We start from the raw sequence: 19,987 nt of genomic DNA on the forward strand, positions 1-19,987 counted from the left end.
CGCCGCTGGTAGGCTCGCCGCATGCCGTTCCCGATCCTGGATGCCGCCGCGGCGGCCGTCGCCCTGCTGCTGGCCCTGTCCATCGACCGCTGGTGGGGCGAGCCACCCGCGGCGCTCCATCCCGTGGTGTGGATGGGGCGGGCGCTGGGGGCGTGCGGCGCGCGTGTGGCGCCGGCGCAGGCCACAGGGCGTGATTTGTGGTCTTTTTGGCTTGCAGCGATTGCCTGGTGTGCGCTGGCAGCTATTGTTTTGGTAGTTTTCGGCGTGCTGCAATGGACCGCCGTGGCCCATCTGCCCGCCTGGGGTGCGGCGCTGGCGCTGGGGCTGCTGCTCAAGCCGCTGCTGGCCTGGCGCATGCTGCGCCGTGAGGTGCTGGCGGTGGAGGCCGCGCTGGGCGAGTCGCTGGAGGTCGGACGCGCGCGCCTGGCCTGGCTGGTGAGCCGCGATGTGCGGCAGCTCGATGAGGCGCAGGTGCGCGAGAGCGCCATCGAGTCGCTGGCCGAGAACCTGAGCGACTCGGTGGTCGCGCCCCTGTTCTGGTTCGTGCTGCTGGGCCTGCCGGGCGCGGCGCTGTACCGCTTCGCCAACACGGCCGACGCCATGTGGGGCTACCCGGACATGCGCGGCGGCCGGTACTGGCAGTGGGCCGGCAAGTGGGCGGCGCGCGCGGACGACGCGCTGTCGTGGCTGCCCGCGCGGCTGACGGCGCTGCTGCTGTGGCTGGCGGCGCGCGGCGGCGTGCGCTGGGGCGCGCTGCGGGCGCTGGCGCGTGCCACGCCGTCGCCCAACGGCGGCTGGCCCATGGGCGCCATGGCGCTGGCACTGGGTGTGCGGCTGTCCAAGCCCGGCGTGTACGTGCTGAACGCCGCGGGCCGCGCGGCGCGGGCGGAGGACACGCGGCGTGCCGTCGATCTGGCGTCCAGGTCGATCGCGGCGCTTATCCCACTTTTGCTGGCAGCTCTTTTATTGATAGCTATAGTGCGCCGCCATGTCTGATCCCGCTTTGCTGCACGGCGGCCCGGACGCACTGGGCGCGGCGCCGTACGACTTTTCCACCAATGCCAACGCCTGCGGGCCGTGCCCTGCCGCGCTCGATGCCTTGCGGCAGGCCGACCGCAGCCGCTATCCCGACCCGGCCTACACCGCGCTGCACGCGCGGCTGGCCGCGTTCCATGGCGTGCCCGCGCCGCGCATCGTGCTTGCGGCCAGCGCCAGCGAGTTCATCCACCGCATCACGGCCTTTGCCGCGCGCGGCGGCCTGCGCCATGCCGTGCTGCCCGCGCATGGCTATGGCGACTACGCGCGCGCCGCGGCCGCGTGGGGGCTGGCGCGGGCGGATGCGGCAGGGCAGCCCGCGCTGCACTGGGCCTGCGAGCCCGCCAGCCCGCTGGGCACGGCCGACGAGGCCCTGGCGCGCTGGGCGCTGCAGCCCGCGCGCCAGGGGGATGTGCGCGTGATCGACCGCGCCTATGCGCCGCTGCGGCTGGAGGGCGCCGCCGCCGCGCCGCCCGTTGACGCCTGGCAGCTCTGGTCGCCCAACAAGGCCCTGGGCCTGACGGGCGTGCGCGCGGCCTACGCCATCGCGCCGGGCGAGGCGCAGGCCGCCGCCGTGCAGGCGCTGGCGCCGTCGTGGCCGCTGGGGGCCGATGGCGTGGCGCTGCTGCAGGCCTGGACGGGGGACGCTGCGCAGGCGTGGCTCGCCGCGTCGCTCGCCACGCTGCGCGCATGGAAGGCGGCGCAGGTGGCGCTGTGCGCATCGCTGGGATGGGCCGTGCTGCCGGGCAGCCTGGCCAACTTCTTCACTGCGCGCCCGCCGGCGGGCGACCTGCCGGGTGCGTTGCAGGCCTTGCGCGCCCAGGGCATCAAGCTGCGCGACTGCGCGTCGTTCGGCCTGTCCGGCCATGTGCGCCTGGGCGTGCTGGCGCCCCCTGCGCAGCAGGCGCTGGCCGCGGCGTGGCGACAATGCGTGGCATGAAGACCAAGACATTACCGGGCCCGGCGCGTTGCGTCATGGTGCTGGGCACCACCAGCGGCGCGGGCAAGAGCTGGCTGGCCACGGCGCTGTGCCGCCACTACAGCAACCAGGGCCTGAAGGTGGCGCCCTTCAAGGCGCAGAACATGAGCAACAACGCGCGCGTGGTCGCCGGCCCGGGCGGCGCCTGGGGCGAGATCGGCAGCGCGCAGTATTTCCAGGCCCTGGCCGCGCGCGCCGAGCCCGACGTGCGCATGAACCCGCTGCTGCTCAAGCCCGAGGCCGACACGAAGAGCCAGGTGGTGCTGCTGGGGCAGGTGAGCGATGCGCTCTCGCAACTGCCCTGGCGCGGGCGCAGCGCGCGCGTGTGGCCGCAGATCACCGCCGCGCTCGATGCGCTGCGCGCCGAGAACGACGTGGTGGTCATCGAGGGCGCGGGCTCGCCGGCCGAGATCAACCTGCACGCGAGCGACGTGGTCAACATGCGCGTGGCGCGGCATGCGCATGCGCGCTGCCTGCTGGTGACCGACATCGACCGCGGCGGCGCCTTCGCGCATCTGTACGGCACCTGGGCGCTGCTGCCCGGGGACGAGCGCGCGCTCATCGCGGGCTTCGTGCTCAACAAGTTCCGCGGCGACGCCAGCCTGCTCGCCCCCGCGCCCGAGATGCTGCGCGAGAAGACCGGCGTGCCCGTGGTGGCCACCATCCCCATGCAGTGGAACCACGGCCTGCCCGAGGAGGACGGCGTGTTCGACATGGCCGCCACGGCGGGCGGCAGCGTGCACACGCGCATCGCCGTGGTGGCGTATCCGCGCATCAGCAACCTCGACGAGTTCCAGCCGCTCAAGAACGTGCCCGGCGTGCGCCTCTCGTGGGCGCGCAGCCCGGCCGACGTGGACGGCGCCGACTGGATCGTGCTGCCCGGCAGCAAGGCCACGGCGGCCGACCTGGCCTGGCTGCGCGCCCAGGGGCTGGACGCGGCCGTCGCCGTCCATGCCGCGCGCGGCGCCCGCGTGCTGGGCATCTGCGGCGGCCTGCAGATGCTGGGCGAGGCGCTCATCGACACCGTGGGCGTGGACGGCAACGGCCCCGGCCTGGGCCTGTTGCCGCTGGTGACGAGCTTCGAGGCCGAGAAGACCGTGCGCCCCGCGCACACGCGCTTCGGCGCCGTGCAGGGCGCCTGGCAGGCCCTGGGCGGCGTGCCCGTGCAGGGCTACGAAATCCACCACGGCCAGACCGCGCAGCACCCGGCCATGGCGGCCAAGGGCGACGTGGCGCGCGAGGTCATCCCCGGCCTGGCCTGGCAGAACGGCGCCGGCAACGTGCTGGGGCTGTACCTGCACGGCCTGTTCGAGGACGGCGGCGTGCTGCGCGCGCTGTTCGGCGCTGGCGCGCCCACGCTGGAGCAGGTGTTCGACCGCATGGCCGAGGGGGTGGGACGGTGGTTCGATCCCCGGGTGCTTGAAATTTAAGTGAAACTGGCCTCAAGCGCTTACCCATCAAGCGCTGGCAGCTATTTTTTTGAGAGTTATGCAATTGATTCCCGACATTCCTTCCATCGACGATTCCGCCCTCGCCGCGCGCCTGCAGTCGCGCATCGACGGCAAGACCAAGCCGCTGGGCGCCCTGGGGCGGCTGGAGGCGCTCGCGCTGCGGCTCGGGCTGATCCTGGGCACCGAGATGCCCGAGCTGCGCGCGCCGCAGATGCTGGTGTGCGCGGCCGACCACGGGCTGGCCGCGCGCGGCGTGTCGGCCTACCCGAGCGACGTGACCTGGCAGATGGTGGAGAACTTCCTGGCCGGTGGCGCGGCCGTGAGCGTGCTGGCGCGCCAGCACGGGCTGGTGCTCACCGTGGCCGACTGCGGCGTGGCGCGCGAAGTACCGGCGCGCGCCGCGGCGCCGGGGGCGCCGCGCCTGGTGCACTGCCGCGTGGCCGCGGGCACGCAGGACGCCAGCGGCGGCCCGGCCATGAGCGCGGCGCAATGCGCCCAGGCGCTGCAAAACGGCAGGGACATCGTGCGCGGCCTGCCGGGCAACGTGCTGCTGCTGGGCGAGATGGGCATAGGCAACACCTCCGTCGCCTCGCTGCTGCTGGCGCGCCTGGCCGGCGTGCCGCTGGCCGAGTGCACCGGCGCCGGCACGGGGCTGGACGCGGCGGGCATCGCGCGCAAGCAGGCCGTGCTGGAGCAGGCGCTGGCGGCCAATGCGGGCGCCACCGGGCCGCTGGACGCGTTGGCGGCCCTGGGCGGCTTCGAGGTCGCCACGCTCGCCGGCGCCGTGCTCCAGGCCGCCAGCGAGCGCCGCGTGATCGTGGTCGATGGCTTCATCACCAGCGCCGCAGTGCTGGTGGCCGCGCGCCTGGCGCCCGCCGTGCTCGAGCGCTGCGTGTTCTCCCACCGCTCGGGCGAGCGCGGGCATGCGCGCATGCTGGAGGAGCTGCGGGCCGAGCCGCTGCTCGACCTGGGCCTGCGCCTGGGCGAGGGCTCGGGCGCGGCGCTGGCCTGGCCGCTGCTCGAATCTGCCTGCCGCGTGCTGCGCGAGATGGCGAGCTTCGCGTCGGCCGGAGTGGCCGGGCCGAGTGCGTCTTGATCTGGGTTAATACGGGAAATCCCTATACGCACTAATGTTTCCTTGAGGTAGGAGCTATCGCCCGCCTCGATCACTGAAAGGAACATTGAATGATCAAAGAAGTCACCGGCGACATCCTGCTCAGCAAGGCGGATCTGCTTGCACACGGCATTTCGGCAAACGACCCCTTCGACAGCGGCTTGGCCCTGGCGCTGCGCGAGCGCTGGCCTTCCCTGGTCAAGGACTACCGCCACGACACCCGCTCCAAGGCCATCGGCACGGGCGAGGTATGGGCGTGGGCGGGCGTGCAGGAAGGCGGCGGCGTGCGCCGCATCGTGAACCTGGTTACCCAGAACACCCTGGGCCAGGGCCCCGCCGCCAAGCCGGGCAAGGCCAGCGTGGAGAACGTGCGCGCCGCCTTGCAGAACCTGGCCAAGGTCATCCGGCAGGAGGGGATCAAGAGCGTGGCGCTGCCCCGCCTGGCCACCGGCGTGGGCGGCCTGGAATGGGACGACGTCAGGCCCCTGATCACCCAGTACCTGGGCGAGCTGGGCATCCCCGTGATCGTCTACAGCACCTACCGCAAGGACGTGCAGGCCGACGAAGGCCTGTGATCTCCCCGGCGCCCGCGTCAGGGCGCCGGCGTCTTGGGCTGGTAGCCGCAGTACGGCGCCACCACGCACTCCCAGCAGCGCGGCTTGCGCGCCTGGCACACGTAGCGGCCCAGCAGGATGAGCCAGTGGTGCGCGTCCACCATGTACTGCTGCGGCACGCGTTCCAGCAGCCGCTTTTCCACCTCCAGCGGGTTCCTGCCGGGCGCCAGGCCCGTGCGGTTGCCCACGCGGAAGATGTGCGTGTCCACGGCCATCGTGGCCTCGCCGAAGGCCACGTTAAGCACCACGTTGGCCGTCTTGCGGCCCACGCCGGGCAAGGCCTCCAGCGCCTCGCGCGTGCGCGGCACCTGGCCGCCGTGGCGCTCCACGAGGATGTGGCAGGTCTGCATCAGGTGCCTGGCCTTGCTGCGGTACAGGCCGATCGTCTTGATGTAGCCCTCCAGCCCCTCCAGGCCCAGATCCAGCATGGCCTGCGGCGTGTTCGCCACCAGGAACAGCCGGCGCGTGGCCTTGTTCACACCCACGTCGGTGGCCTGGGCCGAGAGCAGCACGGCCGTGAGCAGCTCGAACACGCTGGTGTATTCCAGCTCGGTGTTGGGCTGCGGGTTCGCGGCCTTGAGGGCGGCGAAGAAGGGTTCTATGTCTTCTGTCTTCATGGCGGGGTGTCGTTCTGCGGGTTGGGCGGGATTGTCGCCGCCCTCGGCGCGGGCAGCAGCGCGCGCAGGTGGTTCAGGAAGGCGTGCACGCCCTCGGGCAGCGTGCGGCCCGCGAGCGTCTGCAGCTCGATCGCGCGGCCGTTCACCGCGCGCTCGCGGATCTGCGCGGCGTGCAGCTCGCCGCGGCGCATGCGCTCGCGCACCGTGACTTCGCCCGCGAGCGAGAGGCCTCCGCCGTGCAGCACGAAGTGCGTGAGCGCCTCGAACTGCCCGGTGACCAGCGCGGGCTCGAACACCAGGCGCCGCTGGCTGCACGCGATGTCGAACAACTGGCGCGCGGTGTTGTCGCCGTCGGGCAGCGCGATGGGGTAGGGGTGCATCTGCGCGAGCGTCACGCTCGCGTGGCGCGCCAGCGGGTGGTCGGGCCGCATGATGGCGATCACGGGCGAGACCTGGCGGTGCTGTACCTCGATGTCGCGCTCGGCCGCGCGGCTGTAGGTCAGGCCGATGTCGGCATCGCCGTCCAGCACCGCCTGCGTCACCGCCGCGGGCGCGGCTGCGCGCAGGTGGAACTGCATGCCCGGGTGTTCGGCGCGAAAGAGCGCCATCGCGCGCGGCAGGAACTCCACCACGAAGCCGCCCGACGCGCACACGCGGATCAGCCCGCGCCGCAGCCCGCGCAGCGCCTGGATGTCGGAGACCACGCGGTCGGCCTCCAGCGCGCCGCGCCGCGCGTGGGCGGCCAGCAACTCGCCCGCGGCGCTGGGCACCATGCCGCGCGGACGGCGCTCGAAGAGCGGCAGGCCCAGCAGGTCTTCGAGCCCCGCCACCTGCCGGCTCACGGCCGAGGGCGAGACGCTCAGGCGCGCGGCGGCCTCGCTGACCGAGCCGCTGCGCACCACTTCGAGGAAGTAGCGTAGCGCGGTGTCTTGCAGGCGGTGGGAGATCATGGACGGCCAGGTTTGCGAAAAACGCAACGATAAATCAAGAAATCGGCGATTGTTGAAAGCGGTGCGGCTGCGTATCCTGCCCCGTTCCGTCACGCGACCGAAGGATTTCCATGCCACAGCAACCCCAGTTCCCCGCCGCGGCCGGCATTGCCGAGATGAGCGCCGTGGCGCTGTCGCGCGCGATCCATGCGCGCGAAGTGTCCTGCGTGGAGGTGCTCGACGCCTGCTATGCGCAGATCGACCGGCTCAACCCCGTGGTCAACGCGCTCGTGGCGTTCGCCGACCGCGATGCCATGCGCCAGCTGGCGCGCGCGCTGGACGAGCGCCTCGCGCGCGGCGAAAGCCTGGGGCCGCTGCACGGCTTTCCGCAGGCGCCCAAGGACATCATGCCCGCGGCGGGCATGGTGACGACCAAGGGCTCGCCCCTCTTCGCGGGGCAGGTTTCGCAGGCCGACTGCGTGGTGTTCGAGCGCATGCGCGCCGGCGGCTGCCTGTTCGTGGCGCGCAGCAATTCGCCCGAGTTCGGCCTGGGCGGCCACACCTACAACCCCGTCTACGGCACCACGCGCAACGCCTGGGACACCACGCGCTCGGCCGGCGGCAGTAGCGGCGGCGCGGCCGTGGCCGTTGCGCTTTCCATGCTGCCCGTGGCGGACGGCTCGGACATGATGGGCTCGCTGCGCACGCCGGCCGCGTTCAACAACGTCTACGGCCTGCGCACCTCGGTGGGCTGCGTGCCGCACGGGCCGGGCGAGGAGGTGTTCTTCCAGCAGTTCAGCGTGGCCGGGCCGATGGCGCGCGACATCCCCGACCTGGCGCTGCTGCTCTCGGTGCAGGCGGGCTTCGACGACCGGCTGCCCCTCACGCGCCGCGGCGAGGGGCCGCGCGACTGGGGCGCGGCGCTGGCGCGCGACTTCCGTGGCGCGCGCATCGGCTGGCTGGGCGATTTGAAAGGGCACCTGCCCACGGAGCCGGGCGTGCTCGACACCTGCCGCGCGGCGCTGCGTCACTTCACCGACATCGGCTGCACGGTGGACGATGCGCTGCCCGCGTTCGACTTCGAGAGCCTGTGGCGCGCCTGGCTCGACCTGCGCAGCTTCAGCGTGGCGGGCGCGAATGGCGCTCTCTATGAAAACCCGGAAAAGCGCGCGCTGCTCAAGCCAGAGGCGCTATGGGAAATAGAGCGTGGCCGCGCCCTCTGCGCCATGCGGGTGTACGACGCGGCGCGCGTGCGCTCGGCCTGGTACGAGGCGCTGCGCCGCCTGTTCGCCACGTATGACTTCCTCGTGCTGCCCGCCGCGCAGGTCTTCCCGTTCGACGCCGCGCTCGACTGGCCGCACGCCGTGGGCGGGCGCGAGATGGACACCTACCACCGCTGGATGCAGGCCGTGGTGCCCGCCACCATGGCCGGCCTGCCCGCGCTGGCCGCGCCCGCGGGCTTCGGCCCGCAGGGGCTGCCCGCGGGCCTGCAGATCATCGGCCCCGCCCAGGCCGACCTGGCCGTGCTGCAGATCGGCCACGCCTACGACCAGGCCAGCGGCTATGCGCGCCGGCGCAGTCCGCTGCTGGGCTGAACGACTTATCCATCTACACAAAAAAGGAGACAGCCATGACCTCGCTCACCCGTTCCCGCTTCCTGTCGTGCCTCGTCGCGGGCGCCGCGGCGCTGGCCGCCCCCGCCGCGTTCGCGCAGCAGAACTACCCCGACCGGCCCATCAAGCTCATCGTGCCCTTCGCGCCCGGCGGCGCCACCGACATCCTGGGGCGGCTGCTGGCTGCGGGGCTGTCGGACAAGCTGGGCCAGCCGGTGGTCGTCGAGAACCGTCCCGGCGCGGGCACGGTGGTGGCGGGCGGCCTCGTGGCCAAGGCGCCGCCGGACGGCTACACGCTGTTTCTCGGGGCCAGCTCCACGCTCACCTACAACCCGGCGATCCGCGCGCAGCTGCCCTACGACCCGCTGCACAGCTTCACGCCGCTGGCGATGGTGGCCGACATGGGTCTGGTGCTCGTGGCGAACAACGCCACGCCGGGCAAGACCCTGCAGGAGCTGGTGGCGCTCTCTAAGGCCGAGCCGGACAAGTTCTCGTACGGCTCGTTTGGCACGGGCTCGTCGGTGCACTTCGGCGGCGAGATGCTCAAGACCGCCACGGGGCTCAAGGCGATGCACGTGCCGTTCAACGGCAGCTCGCCGAGCCTGACCGCACTCATGGGCGGGCAGGTGCAGCTGGCGGTGGACACGGTGGTGGCCACCACGCCGCTCATCAAGGCGGGCAAGATCCGCGCCATCGCCACGCTGGGCGCGCAGCGCCTGCCGCTGCTGCCGCAGGTGCCCACGGTGGCCGAGAGCGGCTACCCCGGCTTCAGCGCGGACACCTGGTTCCCCTTCCTCGCGCCCGCCGGCCTGCCCGCACCCGTGCGCCAGAAGGTCGAGAAGGCCCTGGCCGACGTGATGGCCGACCCGGCGGTGCGCGCCAGGCTGGTGGACGTGGGCCTCACGCCCGCCTGGGGGCCGGGCAGCGTGGTGACGGAGCGCGTGGAGCGCGAGCTGCCGCAGATGCGCGCCGTGGCCGCGCGCTCGGGCATTCGCGTGGATTAGCGCACGGGCATGCAGATCCAGCAGCTGAACGCGCCCGTGGCCGGGTCGACGGCGAAGTCCTCTTCGTAGACCTCCACGCCGGGGCGCTGGTCGGCCTGCAGGCCGCTCGCGGGCAGCCACTGGCCGTACAGCCATTCCCACGCGGCCCCCATCTGGCTGGCGGGCCCCGTGAAGCGCGCGCAGGCATGGCGCCCGCCCGCGAAGGCCTGTACGCCCACGTCGCCCTGCGGCGCGAACGCGGCGTCCACGGGCACGCAAGCGTCGTAGCGGCACTGCGCCGCGGGCGTGGCGCCGGGGTCGTCGTGGCTGATGCCGTAGAACCTGGGCCGGGGCCGCATGAGCCCTTGGGCCTCGCACCAGGCGCCCAGGCGCTCCCAGGTCTGCGCGATGGCCGGCGCGCCATAGGGGCCGGTGTGGCGCAGGTAAGCCAGGCGCAGGGCGGGAAGGGTTCGGATCTCTACGTGCATGTCGATTCACCTCGGGGGACGGGGGCGGCCCCGCAATGTACCGCGATGCCGTGTCCGCGCCGGGACATGCGCGCGGCGGCGGAAAGCCGCGGCGCGATTGACGACAATGGGGGCTTCGCCGTATCCGTAGCGCCCGCCGAGGGCCCCGACCCATGCAATTCGCCGACCGTCTGAACAACGTAGAAACCTCCGCCATCCGCGAGCTGTTCAAGCTGCTGGGCAAGCCCGGCATCATCAGCTTCGCGGGCGGCTTTCCCGACAGCGCCATGTTCGACGTGGACGGCATCCGCGAGGCGAGCCAGCGCGCGCTGGCCGAGGAGCCCGGCGGCGCGCTGCAGTACGGCGCCACCGAGGGCTACGAGCCGCTGCGCGAGCAGCTCTCGGCCTTCATGGCCGCCAAGGGCGCGAAGGACGTCGCGCCCGGGCAGCTCATCGTCACCACGGGCAGCCAGCAGGCGCTGGACCTGCTGGGCAAGACCATGATCGGTCCCGGCGACAAGGTGATCGTCGAGGGGCCGACCTTCCTGGCCACCATCCAGTGCTTCCGCCTCTACGGCGCCGACCTGGTCAGCGCGCCCATCGACGGGCAGGGCGTGAAGACCGACGAGCTGGAGCGGCTCATCGCCGAGCACCGTCCCAAGCTCGTCTACCTGATCCCCACCTTCGGCAACCCCAGTGGCGCCATGCTGAGCCTGGAGCGGCGCAGGAAGGTGCTGGAGCTGGCCGTCAAATACCAGACGCTGATCGTCGAGGACGACCCCTACGGCGACCTGTACTTCGGCGAGGCGCCGCCGCCCAGCCTGCTTGCGCTCTCGCCCCAGGTGCCGGGCAGCCGCGAGCTGCTGGCGCACTGCGGGTCCTTGAGCAAGGTGCTCTCGCCCGGCCTGCGTGTGGGCTGGCTCGTCGCGCCGCCCGAGCTGCTGGCCAAGGCCACGATGTGCAAGCAGTTTTCCGACGCGCACACCAGCACCTTCGCTCAGGCCACGGCCGCGCAGTACCTCAAGGCAGGCCGCATGCCGGGCACGCTGGCCCACGTGCGTGCCGTGTACGCCGAGCGCGCCCAGGCCATGGGCGACGCGCTGCGCCGGGAGCTGGGCGCGGCCGTGGAGTTCGTGCAGCCGCAGGGGGGCCTTTTCGTGTGGGCGCGCCTCACGGGTGCGAACGGCGCGGTGGCGGACGGCGACGTGCTTGCCAAGCGCGCCATCGACAAGGGCGTGGCCTTCGTGCCGGGCGCGCCGTTCTTCTGCGCCAACCCCGACCGTGCCACGCTGCGCCTGTCGTTCGCCACCGCCGGAGTGGACAAGATCCGCGAAGGCGTGGCGCGCCTGGGGCAGGCGGTGGCTTGACATGAAAGACCGACTGGAGGCGCTGGAAGTCAAGGCGGCCTACGCCGAAGACATGCTCGACCAGCTCAACCTGACCATCTACCGGCAGCAGCAACAGATCGACCAACTGCTGCGCGAGGTGGCGCAACTGCGCCAGCAGGTGCCCGAGGGCGGCGGCGCGGCCGTGCGCAGCCTGCGCGACGAGTTGCCGCCGCATTACTGAGATTTTGAGCAAAATTGGCCTCCAGCGTCCGCCCAGCAAGCGTCATAAGCTCTTTTTTTGATAGTGAAAGATTCGCCATGCAATACCGTTTTCTCGGCAAGAGCCAGCTCCAGGTCTCCGCCCTGTGCCTGGGCACCATGATGTTCGGCGACCAGACGGACGAGGCCGAGGCCGCGTCCATCGTCGCTCATGCGCGCGAGCACGGCGTGAACTACATGGACACGGCCGACGTGTACACCAAGGGCGCGTCCGAGGCCATGCTGGGCAAGCTGCTCAAGGGCCAGCGCCACGACTGGGTGCTGGCGACCAAGCTGGGCAACAAGATGTCCGAGCGGCCCAACGAGGGCCGCTACTCGCGCGCCTGGATGCTGCGCGAGGTGGAGGCCAGCCTGGCGCGCCTGCAGACCGACCACGTGGACATCCTCTACCTGCACCGCGACTACGAGGACATGGACCTGGAGGAGCCGCTGTACGCCATCGAGGCGCTGCTGCGCGCGGGCAAGATCCGCTACTGGGGCGTGTCCAACTTCCGCGCCTGGCGCATCGCCGAGCTGGTGCACGGCGCGCGCCGCATCGGCATGCCCGGCCCCACGGTGTGTCAGCCGTACTACAACCTGCTCAACCGCATGCCCGAGGTCGAGATACTGCCCGCCTGCCGGCATTACGGCCTGGGCGTGACGCCCTACAGCCCCGTGGCGCGCGGCGTGCTCACCGGCAAGTACCTGCCGGGCCAGGCGCCCGAGGCCGGCTCGCGCGCCGGGCGCGGCGACCGGCGCATGGGCCAGACCGAGTTCCGCCAGGAGTCGCTCGCGATCGCGCAGACGCTCATGCAGCATGCGCAGGCGCGCGGCGTGACGCTGGCGCAGTTCGCCACCGCCTGGGTGCTGGCGCACCGCAGCGTGAGCAGCGTGATCGCCGGCCCGCGTACGCTGGCGCAGTGGCAGGACTACCTGCCCGCGCTGGATTACACGGTCACACCCGAGGACGAGGCGCTCGTCGACGGGCTGGTCGCGCCCGGCCATCCGTCCACGCTGGGCTATACCGACCCGGCCTACCCGCTGCAGGCGCGCAGGGCGTAGGCATGTACCCCTGGATCTTTTCGCTGCACCTGCTGGCCGCCACGGTCTGGACCGGCGGCCACCTGGTGCTGGCGCTGACGGTGCTGCCGCGCGCGCTGCGTTTGCGCAACCCCCAGGTGCTGCTCGACTTCGAGCAGGGCTACGAAAAGCTGGGCATGCCGGCGCTGGCCATCCAGGTGGCGTCGGGCCTGTGGATGGCGCTGCAGCTCGTGCCCGACTGGGGGCGATGGTTCAGCCCCGGCACGGCGCTCGAGCGCGCCGTGTCCGTCAAGCTGGCGCTGCTGGCCGGCACGGCGCTGGTGGCCGCGCATGCGCGCCTGCGCGTCATCCCCCGGCTCAATGCCCGGACGCTGCCGCTCATGGCCTGGCATGTGGCGGCGGTCACGCTGCTATCGGTGGGCTTCGTGCTCACGGGCATCAGCTTCCGCTACGGCGGGCTGTGATGGAGATCGCCGGCTGCACCGCGCAGCGCCTGCGGCTGCTGCTGGAGCGCGAGATGCCGTTCGGCAAGCACCGCGGCACGGTGATCGCCGACCTGCCCGCCAACTACCTGCACTGGTTTGCGCGCGAAGGCTTTCCGCGTGGGGAGATCGGCCAGCTGCTGGCGCTGATGTACGAGATCGACCACAACGGCCTGCGCGAGCTGCTCGCGCCGTTGCGCGCTTAGCCGAAATAGCCGCGGAACAGGTTGCGCGCAATGCCCTGGGCGGCTTGCTGCAGCTCGCGCGCCACCTCGGGCTCGAACAGGGCGTCGGTCCGCTGTCCCCACAGGCGCAGCCAGATCGCGAAATGCCCGGGCTCCACGCCCTGCACGGCCATGTGCTTGCCGAACACGTCGCCCTTGAAGCTGCGCGCGCCCAGCGCCACCGTGCTCCAGAAGTCCACCATGCGCGCCAGGTGCGCGTCCCAGTGCGCGCCTATGGCGCGGTCGAACAGGGGGCCCAGCTGCGCGTCGGCGCGCACGTCGGCATAGAAGCCGTACACCAGCGCCGTGATGCTGTCCGCGTCCAGCGGGCGCTTGGCGGTGGTGTCCATACTCAGCTGCAGCCGCAGCCCGAGGAGCCGCAGCCGCCTTGCGCCGCGGCCTCGAACTGCGGGAACAGCACGTTGTTTTCCAGGTGGATGTGATTGACCAGGTCGTCGCTGAACTGGGCCAGGCCGGCATACAGCGCGCGCCAGGTGTTGCAGGCCTCGCGGGGCGGCGTGATGTCGTCGGTCAGGCGGGCGATCTGCTCCAGCGCCTCGCCATGGTCGGTGTGCTCGTGGCGCATCATGGCAATGGGCTGGCTCACGAAGCTGTTGCCGCCGGCGCGCAGCATGGGGAACAGCACGGCCTCTTCCTTGTGCATGTGCGCCACCAGCTCCTGCTCCATGGCTTCGAGCGCGTCGGCCAAGCCATGCGGGGTGTTCGGGTTGCTGCGGTGCACGGCCTCCACGCGGCGCGCCATGCGGATCAGCTCGGGCAGCTGGGCGCGGTGTACGTCGTGGTAGCGCGCGACGATGTGGTCGACCAGCTCGGACGGCGTGCCCGCGTCGGGCAGGGTGTTGGGGCGCTGCAGCGCCGACAGCTCGTCCACCACGGCCTGCAGGTCCAGGCCCTTGTCGCCGGCGGCCTGGCGCAGGCTCACCTGGCCGCCGCAGCAGAAATCGAGCTTGAGGCGCCGGAACACGGCCGTGGCGCCGGGCAACTGCACGGCGATCTGGCCTATGGCCTGGCTGGGGTCGATGGGGGAGGTTGCTGCGGCAGCGATGGCGTTCATGGTGGTCATTTGTCCGAAAGATTCATTTGATTTGCATATTTTATTCTTTAAAATTCATCGTGTGTGAATCTTTTGGGCCGTTTGCGGCAACACCATGCGACTGACCCAGTGGACCGATTACGCGCTGCGTGTGCTGATGTACTGCGCGGCCAGCCAGGAGCGCGAGCAGCCCGTGACCATCAGCGAGGTGGCCGAGGCGCATGGCATTTCGCGCAGCCATCTCACGAAGATCGTGCAGCAGCTTGCCGCCCAGGGTCTGCTGGACACCACGCGCGGGCGCGGCGGCGGCATGCGGCTGATGAAGCCCGCGCACGAGATCAACCTGGGCGCGATCGTGCGCATGACCGAGACCGACTTCGACATGGTCGAGTGCTTCAACGCAGAGCTCAACCAGTGCCGCATGAGCAGCCACTGCCGGCTGCAGTCCGTGCTGTCCAACGCCACGCGCGCCTACCTCGCCGTGCTCGACGGGCTCAGCGTGGCCGACCTGGTGGCGCCGCAGCCGGCGGCGAGCCAAGGCGCCAGGGCCTCCACCCAGGCCATGCGCTGGGTGCCGGGCCTGCCGCAGGTCGTGCGAAGTGTTTAAGGTAAAAATGGATAAAACGCTTATCTGGTAAGCGCTTGTAGCTATTTTTTATGTAGTGATTGCAGGCCCTGGCCCTGCCCTTGGCCCCGGGCCTGCGGCCGCTGTGCCCGCGGGCCGCGGCCATCGCCTGGCGGGGTGCCCGGCCCGCCATCGTGCTTGCCTCGCAAGCGGACACCATTGTCGGATTTATTTACCTGTTCAAAGCCGGGGCAAGGTGCTACAAGGGTCTCACACGGCAATTGGATGCCGAGCAACTTCGCGGCGCTGCCCGTCACCGGAGTGCCGCCACAGGAGGCCCTTATGGATGCCATCAGCAACTACGCTGCACGCTATGTCCGCTTGCGCGAAGAGGAGATGTCGATCGACGAGTACCTCGCCCTGTGCCAGCGCGATCCCATGGCCTATGGCAGTGCTGCCGAGCGCATGCTCGCTGCCATCGGCGAACCCGAGATGGTGGATACCAGGAGCGACCCGCACCTGTCGCGCCTGTTCGCCAACAAGGTGATCCGCCGCTACCCCGCCTTTGCCGAGTTCTACGGCATGGAGGATGCGATCGAGCAGGTGGTGAGCTTCTTCCGCCATGCCGCCCAGGGACTGGAGGAGCGCAAGCAGATCCTGTACCTGTTGGGCCCGGTGGGCGGGGGCAAGAGTTCGATCGCCGAGCGCCTCAAGCACCTGATGCAGAAGGTGCCGTTCTACGCGCTCAAGGGCTCGCCGGTGAACGAGTCGCCGCTGGGCCTGTTCGACGTGGCGGAGGACGGCCCGGTGCTGGAGGAGCAGTTCGGGATCCCGAGGCGCTACCTGCAGCACGTACTCTCGCCTTGGGCCGTCAAGCGCCTGGACGAGTACGGCGGCGACATACGCAAGTTCCGCGTCGTCAAGCGCTACCCCAGCATCCTCAAGCAGATCGCTATCGCCAAGACCGAGCCGGGCGACGAGAACAACCAGGACATCTCCAGCCTGGTGGGCAAGGTGGACATCCGCAAGCTGGAGAACTTCGCCCAGGACGACACCGATGCCTACAGCTACTCGGGCGGCCTGTGCCTGGCCAACCAGGGGCTGCTGGAGTTCGTGGAGATGTTCAAGGCGCCCATCAAGGTGCTGCACCCGCTGCTCACGGCCACGCAGGAGGGCAACTACAAGGGCACGGAGGGTTTCGGCGCCATTCCGTTCGACGGCCTGGTGCTGGCGCACAGCAACGAGAGCGAGTGGAAGGCCTTCCGCAACAACCGCAACAACGAGGCCTTCCTCGACCGCATCTACATCGTCAAGGTGCCCTACTGCCTGCGCGTTTCCGAGGAGGTGAGGATCTACGAGAAGCTGATCCGCGAATCGTCGCTGGCCAACGCCGTGTGCGCGCCCGGCACGCTCAAGATGATGGCCCAGTTCGCCGTGCTCACGCGCCTGAAGGAGCCCGAGAACTCCAGCATCTTCAGCAAGATGCAGGTCTATGACGGCGAGAGCCTCAAGGACACCGACCCGCGCGCCAAGAGTTACCAGGAGTACCGCGACTACGCCGGCGTGGACGAGGGCATGTCGGGCATCTCCACGCGCTTCGCCTTCAAGATCCTGTCCAAGGTCTTCAACTACGACAGCACCGAGGTGGCGGCCAACCCCGTGCACCTGATGTACGTGCTGGAGCAGCAGATCGAGCGCGAGCAGTTCCCGGCCGAGCTGGAGACCAAGTACACCGGCTACATCAAGGAATACCTGTCGCCGCGCTACGCCGAGTTCATCGGCAAGGAGATCCAGACAGCCTACCTGGAGAGCTACAGCGAGTACGGCCAGAACATCTTCGACCGCTACGTCACCTACGCCGACTACTGGATCCAGGACAGCGAGTACCGCGACACCGACACCGGCGAGGTGTTCGACCGCAATGCGCTCAATGCCGAGCTGGAGAAGATCGAGAAGCCCGCGGGCATCGCCAACCCCAAGGACTTCCGCAACGAGATCGTCAACTTCGTGCTGCGCGCGCGCGCCAACAACCAGGGCAAGAACCCGAGCTGGACCAGCTACGAGAAGCTGCGCCTGGTGATCGAGAAGAAGATGTTCTCCAACACCGAGGAGCTGCTGCCCGTCATCAGCTTCAACGCCAAGGCCAGCGCCGAGGATGCGCGCAAGCACGAGGACTTCGTCACCCGCATGGTGGCCAAGGGCTACACCTCCAAGCAGGTGCGCCTGCTGTGCGAGTGGTATCTGCGCGTGCGCAAGAGCAGCTGACCGGGACCCGGCACCGACGCGCCGGGCCATGCATGGGGACACAGATGGCATTGCATATCATCGACCGCAGGCTCGCAGGCAAGAACAAGTCGGTGGGCAACCGCGAGCGCTTCATCCGCCGCTACAAGCAGCAGATCGCCGAGGCGGTGCGCCGCGCCGTGGACAAGCGCGACATCCGCCACATCGAGCAGGCCGAGAACATCACCATCCCCAGGAAGGACATCCGCGAGCCGGTGTTCCGCCATGGCTCCGGCGGCATACGCGACACCGTGCACTCGGGCAACCGCGACCACGTGCGCGGCGACCGCATCGCCCGGCCCCTGGGCGGCGGGGGCGGGTCAGGCTCGCAGGCCAGCGACAGCGGGGAGGGGGAGGACGACTTCACCTTCACCCTCACCAAGGAAGAGTTCATGCAGATCTTCTTCGAGGATCTTGCCCTGCCGCGCATGCTGCGCACCCACCTGGGCGAAACGCCGCAGTACAAGACGCGCCGCGCCGGCTACAGCCACGACGGCACGCCGCACAACCTGGCGGTGCTGCGCACCATGCGCGGCGCCTTGGGCCGCCGCATCGCCCTGACCAAGGCGCCGCATCGCGAGCTGCAGGCGCTGCAGCAGGAACTCGACGGGCTGTTGGCGCAGGACGACGGCACCAGCGAGGCCGTGGCCGAGCTGCAGCAGCGCATAGACGCCCTGCGGGAGCGCATGGCCAGGGTGGCCTTCCTCGACCCCATAGACCTGCGCTTTCGCAACCGCACCAAGCTGCCCGTGCCCAGCAGCCAGGCCGTGATGTTCTGTGTGATGGACGTCTCCGGCTCCATGGACCAAGAGCGCAAGGACTTGGCCAAGCGCTTTTTCATCCTGCTGTACCTGTTCCTCACGCGCCACTACGAGAAGATCGACATCGTCTTCATACGCCACCACACCCAGGCCGCCGAGGTGGACGAGGACGCGTTTTTCCACTCCACCGAGAGCGGCGGCACCGTGGTCAGCAGCGCCCTGGTGCTGCTCGACCAGATCATGCGCGCGCGCTACCCCGCGGGCGACTGGAACATCTACGTGGCCCAGGCCAGCGACGGCGACAACTTCCACGACGACGGCGGCAACTGCCGCAGCCTGCTGGCCGACAGGATCCTGCCCCTGGTGCGCTACTTCGCCTACGTGCAGGTGGCGCAGGAGGAGCAGAATCTGTGGGACGAATACAGCCAGCTGCCGCCGCTGTTCCCGTACTTCGCCATGCGCAAGGTGTCCGGGCCGGGCGACATCTATCCCGTGTTCCGCGACCTGTTCAAGAAAGAGGGGGCTGTGGCATGAACCTCTCGCAATACCCCGTGCTGCAGCGCCGCGCGGGCCGCCAGTCCTGGAAGCAGTCCGTACCCGGGGAGCGCCACCAGCGCGGCGTGCCCCGTTCCCCGCTGCCGGCGGGCAAGCGCCCGGCGCATCCCCTGCCGGACCCCAGCGACTGGACCTTCGAGCTCATCGAGCGCTACCACGCGGCCATCGCCGCCACGGCCGAGCGCTACGGGCTGGACACCTATCCCAACCAGCTGGAGGTGATATCGGCCGAACAGATGATGGACGCCTACGCCAGCGTGGGCATGCCCGTGGGCTACCGCCACTGGAGCTACGGCAAGGAGTTCCTGGCGACCGAGCGGCGCTACCGGCGCGGCCACATGGGGCTCGCGTACGAGATCGTCATCAACTCCAACCCCTGCATCAGCTACCTGATGGAGGAGAACACTACCGCCATGCAGGCGCTGGTGATCGCCCACGCGGCCTATGGGCACAACAGCTTCTTCAAGGGCAACTACCTGTTCGGCATGTGGACGGACGCGGGCAGCATCATCGACTACTTGGTCTATGCCCGCGACTTCGTTTCCCAATGCGAGGAACGCTACGGCCTCGATACCGTGGAGCAGTGGATCGACTCCTGCCACGCCCTGGCCAACCTGGGGGTGGACCGCTACCACCGCCCGTCCAAGAAGAGCTTGGCGCGCGAGCGCGCCGAGCGCGAGCAGCGCGAGGCCTACGCCCAGCAGCAGGTCAACGTGCTGTGGCGCACCCTGCCGGCGCGCCCGGGCAAGGGCGACAGCGCCGTGCAGGAGAGCGAACGCTTTCCGAAGGAGCCCGAGGAGAACATCCTGTACTTCATCGAGAAGAACGCGCCCCTGCTCGAGCCCTGGCAGCGCGAACTCGTGCGCATCGTGCGCAAGATCGCCCAGTACTTTTACCCGCAGCGCCAGACCCAGGTGATGAACGAAGGCTGGGCCACCTTCTGGCACTACACCCTGCTCAACACCCTGTACGACGAGGGCTGGCTCACCGACGGCGTGATGATCGAATGGCTCTCGTCGCACACCAACGTGATCTACCAGCCGCCCGCGGGGCACCGCGCCTACAGCGGCATCAACCCGTACGCCCTGGGCTTCGCCATGTACCGCGACATCCGGCGCATCTGCCAGGACCCCACCGAGGAAGACCGGCGCTGGTTCCCCGACATGGCCGGCACGCCCTGGCTGCCGGCGCTGCACCACGCCATGCAGAACTTCAAGGACGAGAGCTTCGTCGGCCAGTTCCTGAGCCCGAAGCTGATGCGCGACATGCGCCTGTTCGCCATCCACGACGATGCCAGCGAGCGCGAACTGCTGGTCAGCGCCATCCACGACGAGGACGGCTACCGCCAGCTGCGCCAGACCCTGTCGCAGCAGTACGACCTGGGGGTGCGCGAGCCCAACATCCAGGTCTGGAACGTGAACCTGCGCGGCGACCGCTGCCTGACCCTGCGCCACACCCAGTACCAGGGCCGGCCGCTGGCCGACGACGCGCTGGAGGTGCTCAAGCACGTGGCGCGGCTGTGGGGCTTCGGCGTGCGGCTGGAGACTGTCAGCGGCGATGGCGAGATGCCGGTGCTGCTGCACAGTGTGCCGGCGCCGCCGGCCTGAAGCGCGTTTTTATCGAAATTGGCCTCT

21 protein-coding genes are annotated in these 19,987 nt (G+C 70.0%); 16 read left to right on the plus strand and 5 right to left on the minus strand.

Annotated elements, in window-relative coordinates; translation table 11 throughout:
* The first annotated feature begins 21 nt into the window (after positions 1 to 21).
* The 5 genes from cbiB to ALIDE2_RS06010 all read left to right on the plus strand — a co-directional run bounded on the left by cbiB (position 22) and on the right by ALIDE2_RS06010 (position 5,154).
* Positions 22 to 996 (plus strand): adenosylcobinamide-phosphate synthase CbiB, encoded by a 975-nt coding sequence (gene cbiB / locus ALIDE2_RS05990; protein WP_013520049.1) that lies wholly within the window; start codon positions 22 to 24, stop codon positions 994 to 996.
* Positions 989 to 1,975 carry an aminotransferase class I/II-fold pyridoxal phosphate-dependent enzyme gene (locus ALIDE2_RS05995; protein WP_013721631.1) on the plus strand — a complete coding sequence of 329 codons (987 nt, stop codon included), beginning with the start codon at positions 989 to 991 and terminating at the stop codon, positions 1,973 to 1,975. Before cbiB ends, ALIDE2_RS05995 begins: the two co-directional genes overlap by 8 nt.
* Positions 1,972 to 3,444 (plus strand): cobyric acid synthase, encoded by a 1,473-nt coding sequence (locus ALIDE2_RS06000; protein WP_013721632.1) that lies wholly within the window; start codon positions 1,972 to 1,974, stop codon positions 3,442 to 3,444. Before ALIDE2_RS05995 ends, ALIDE2_RS06000 begins: the two co-directional genes overlap by 4 nt.
* Positions 3,445 to 3,502: 58 nt before the next feature.
* Positions 3,503 to 4,561: a nicotinate-nucleotide--dimethylbenzimidazole phosphoribosyltransferase gene (gene cobT / locus ALIDE2_RS06005; RefSeq protein WP_013520046.1), complete on the plus strand. Its 1,059-nt coding sequence runs from the start codon at positions 3,503 to 3,505 to the stop codon at positions 4,559 to 4,561.
* An 89-nt stretch (positions 4,562 to 4,650) separates the two neighbouring features.
* Positions 4,651 to 5,154 (plus strand): macro domain-containing protein, encoded by a 504-nt coding sequence (locus tag ALIDE2_RS06010; protein ID WP_013520045.1) that lies wholly within the window; start codon positions 4,651 to 4,653, stop codon positions 5,152 to 5,154.
* A gap of 17 nt (positions 5,155 to 5,171) precedes the next feature.
* Here the strand turns inward: ALIDE2_RS06010 and nth are convergent, their stop codons facing one another.
* Entirely contained in the window at positions 5,172 to 5,810 is a 639-nt protein-coding gene (gene nth, locus ALIDE2_RS06015) for an endonuclease III (protein ID WP_013520044.1), read from the minus strand.
* The gene (locus ALIDE2_RS06020) at positions 5,807 to 6,760 is read right to left on the minus strand and encodes a LysR family transcriptional regulator (RefSeq protein ID WP_013721633.1); all 954 of its coding nucleotides are present in this window, start codon (positions 6,758 to 6,760) and stop codon (positions 5,807 to 5,809) included. Before ALIDE2_RS06020 ends, nth begins: the two co-directional genes overlap by 4 nt.
* Before the next feature lie 110 nt (positions 6,761 to 6,870).
* Here ALIDE2_RS06020 and ALIDE2_RS06025 point away from each other — a divergent pair, with 110 nt between their 5' ends.
* Positions 6,871 to 8,334: an amidase gene (locus ALIDE2_RS06025; protein WP_013520042.1), complete on the plus strand. Its 1,464-nt coding sequence runs from the start codon at positions 6,871 to 6,873 to the stop codon at positions 8,332 to 8,334.
* A 35-nt stretch (positions 8,335 to 8,369) separates the two neighbouring features.
* Positions 8,370 to 9,356 carry a Bug family tripartite tricarboxylate transporter substrate binding protein gene (locus ALIDE2_RS06030; protein ID WP_013520041.1) on the plus strand — a complete coding sequence of 329 codons (987 nt, stop codon included), beginning with the start codon at positions 8,370 to 8,372 and terminating at the stop codon, positions 9,354 to 9,356.
* On the opposite strand, the gene ALIDE2_RS06035 is transcribed toward ALIDE2_RS06030, so the two are convergent.
* On the minus strand, positions 9,353 to 9,823 hold the full coding sequence (locus ALIDE2_RS06035) for an AraC family transcriptional regulator (protein WP_013520040.1): 471 nt from the start codon (positions 9,821 to 9,823) through the stop codon (positions 9,353 to 9,355). The two genes, ALIDE2_RS06030 and ALIDE2_RS06035, sit on opposite strands and share 4 nt — an antisense overlap.
* A 152-nt stretch (positions 9,824 to 9,975) precedes the next feature.
* On the opposite strand from ALIDE2_RS06035, the gene ALIDE2_RS06040 reads away from it, so the two are divergent.
* From ALIDE2_RS06040 to ALIDE2_RS06060, 5 genes are all read left to right on the plus strand, one after another.
* Positions 9,976 to 11,169 carry an aminotransferase-like domain-containing protein gene (locus ALIDE2_RS06040; protein ID WP_013520039.1) on the plus strand — a complete coding sequence of 398 codons (1,194 nt, stop codon included), beginning with the start codon at positions 9,976 to 9,978 and terminating at the stop codon, positions 11,167 to 11,169.
* A gap of 1 nt (position 11,170) precedes the next feature.
* Positions 11,171 to 11,371 (plus strand): SlyX family protein, encoded by a 201-nt coding sequence (locus ALIDE2_RS06045; protein ID WP_013520038.1) that lies wholly within the window; start codon positions 11,171 to 11,173, stop codon positions 11,369 to 11,371.
* A gap of 77 nt (positions 11,372 to 11,448) precedes the next feature.
* Positions 11,449 to 12,450: an aldo/keto reductase gene (locus tag ALIDE2_RS06050; protein WP_013721634.1), complete on the plus strand. Its 1,002-nt coding sequence runs from the start codon at positions 11,449 to 11,451 to the stop codon at positions 12,448 to 12,450.
* A gap of 2 nt (positions 12,451 to 12,452) precedes the next feature.
* A complete protein-coding gene (locus ALIDE2_RS06055; protein WP_013520036.1) occupies positions 12,453 to 12,893 on the plus strand; it encodes a CopD family protein in 441 nt (146 codons plus the stop codon).
* Entirely contained in the window at positions 12,893 to 13,117 is a 225-nt protein-coding gene (locus tag ALIDE2_RS06060) for a DUF3820 family protein (RefSeq protein ID WP_013520035.1), read from the plus strand. The genes ALIDE2_RS06055 and ALIDE2_RS06060 overlap by 1 nt, the downstream gene beginning before the upstream one ends.
* Here ALIDE2_RS06060 and ALIDE2_RS06065 read toward each other — a convergent pair.
* On the minus strand, positions 13,114 to 13,485 hold the full coding sequence (locus ALIDE2_RS06065) for a group III truncated hemoglobin (RefSeq protein WP_013520034.1): 372 nt from the start codon (positions 13,483 to 13,485) through the stop codon (positions 13,114 to 13,116). The genes ALIDE2_RS06060 and ALIDE2_RS06065 overlap by 4 nt on opposite strands.
* Before the next feature lie 2 nt (positions 13,486 to 13,487).
* Positions 13,488 to 14,210 carry an iron-sulfur cluster repair protein YtfE gene (gene ytfE, locus ALIDE2_RS06070; protein ID WP_013520033.1) on the minus strand — a complete coding sequence of 241 codons (723 nt, stop codon included), beginning with the start codon at positions 14,208 to 14,210 and terminating at the stop codon, positions 13,488 to 13,490.
* Positions 14,211 to 14,304: 94 nt separating this feature from the next.
* Here ytfE and ALIDE2_RS06075 point away from each other — a divergent pair, with 94 nt between their 5' ends.
* The 4 genes from ALIDE2_RS06075 to ALIDE2_RS06090 all read left to right on the plus strand — a co-directional run bounded on the left by ALIDE2_RS06075 (position 14,305) and on the right by ALIDE2_RS06090 (position 19,960).
* On the plus strand, positions 14,305 to 14,796 hold the full coding sequence (locus ALIDE2_RS06075) for an RrF2 family transcriptional regulator (RefSeq protein WP_013520032.1): 492 nt from the start codon (positions 14,305 to 14,307) through the stop codon (positions 14,794 to 14,796).
* Positions 14,797 to 15,096: 300 nt separating this feature from the next.
* On the plus strand, positions 15,097 to 17,019 hold the full coding sequence (locus tag ALIDE2_RS06080) for a PrkA family serine protein kinase (protein WP_013520031.1): 1,923 nt from the start codon (positions 15,097 to 15,099) through the stop codon (positions 17,017 to 17,019).
* A gap of 44 nt (positions 17,020 to 17,063) precedes the next feature.
* The gene (locus ALIDE2_RS06085; RefSeq protein WP_013721636.1) at positions 17,064 to 18,332 is read left to right on the plus strand and encodes a YeaH/YhbH family protein; all 1,269 of its coding nucleotides are present in this window, start codon (positions 17,064 to 17,066) and stop codon (positions 18,330 to 18,332) included.
* A complete protein-coding gene (locus tag ALIDE2_RS06090; protein ID WP_013520029.1) occupies positions 18,329 to 19,960 on the plus strand; it encodes a SpoVR family protein in 1,632 nt (543 codons plus the stop codon). Before ALIDE2_RS06085 ends, ALIDE2_RS06090 begins: the two co-directional genes overlap by 4 nt.
* Positions 19,961 to 19,987: the final 27 nt, after the last annotated feature.

It is taken from the genome of Alicycliphilus denitrificans K601, assembly GCF_000204645.1.
GTDB classification, from domain to species: Bacteria; Pseudomonadota; Gammaproteobacteria; order Burkholderiales; family Burkholderiaceae_C; genus Alicycliphilus; species Alicycliphilus denitrificans.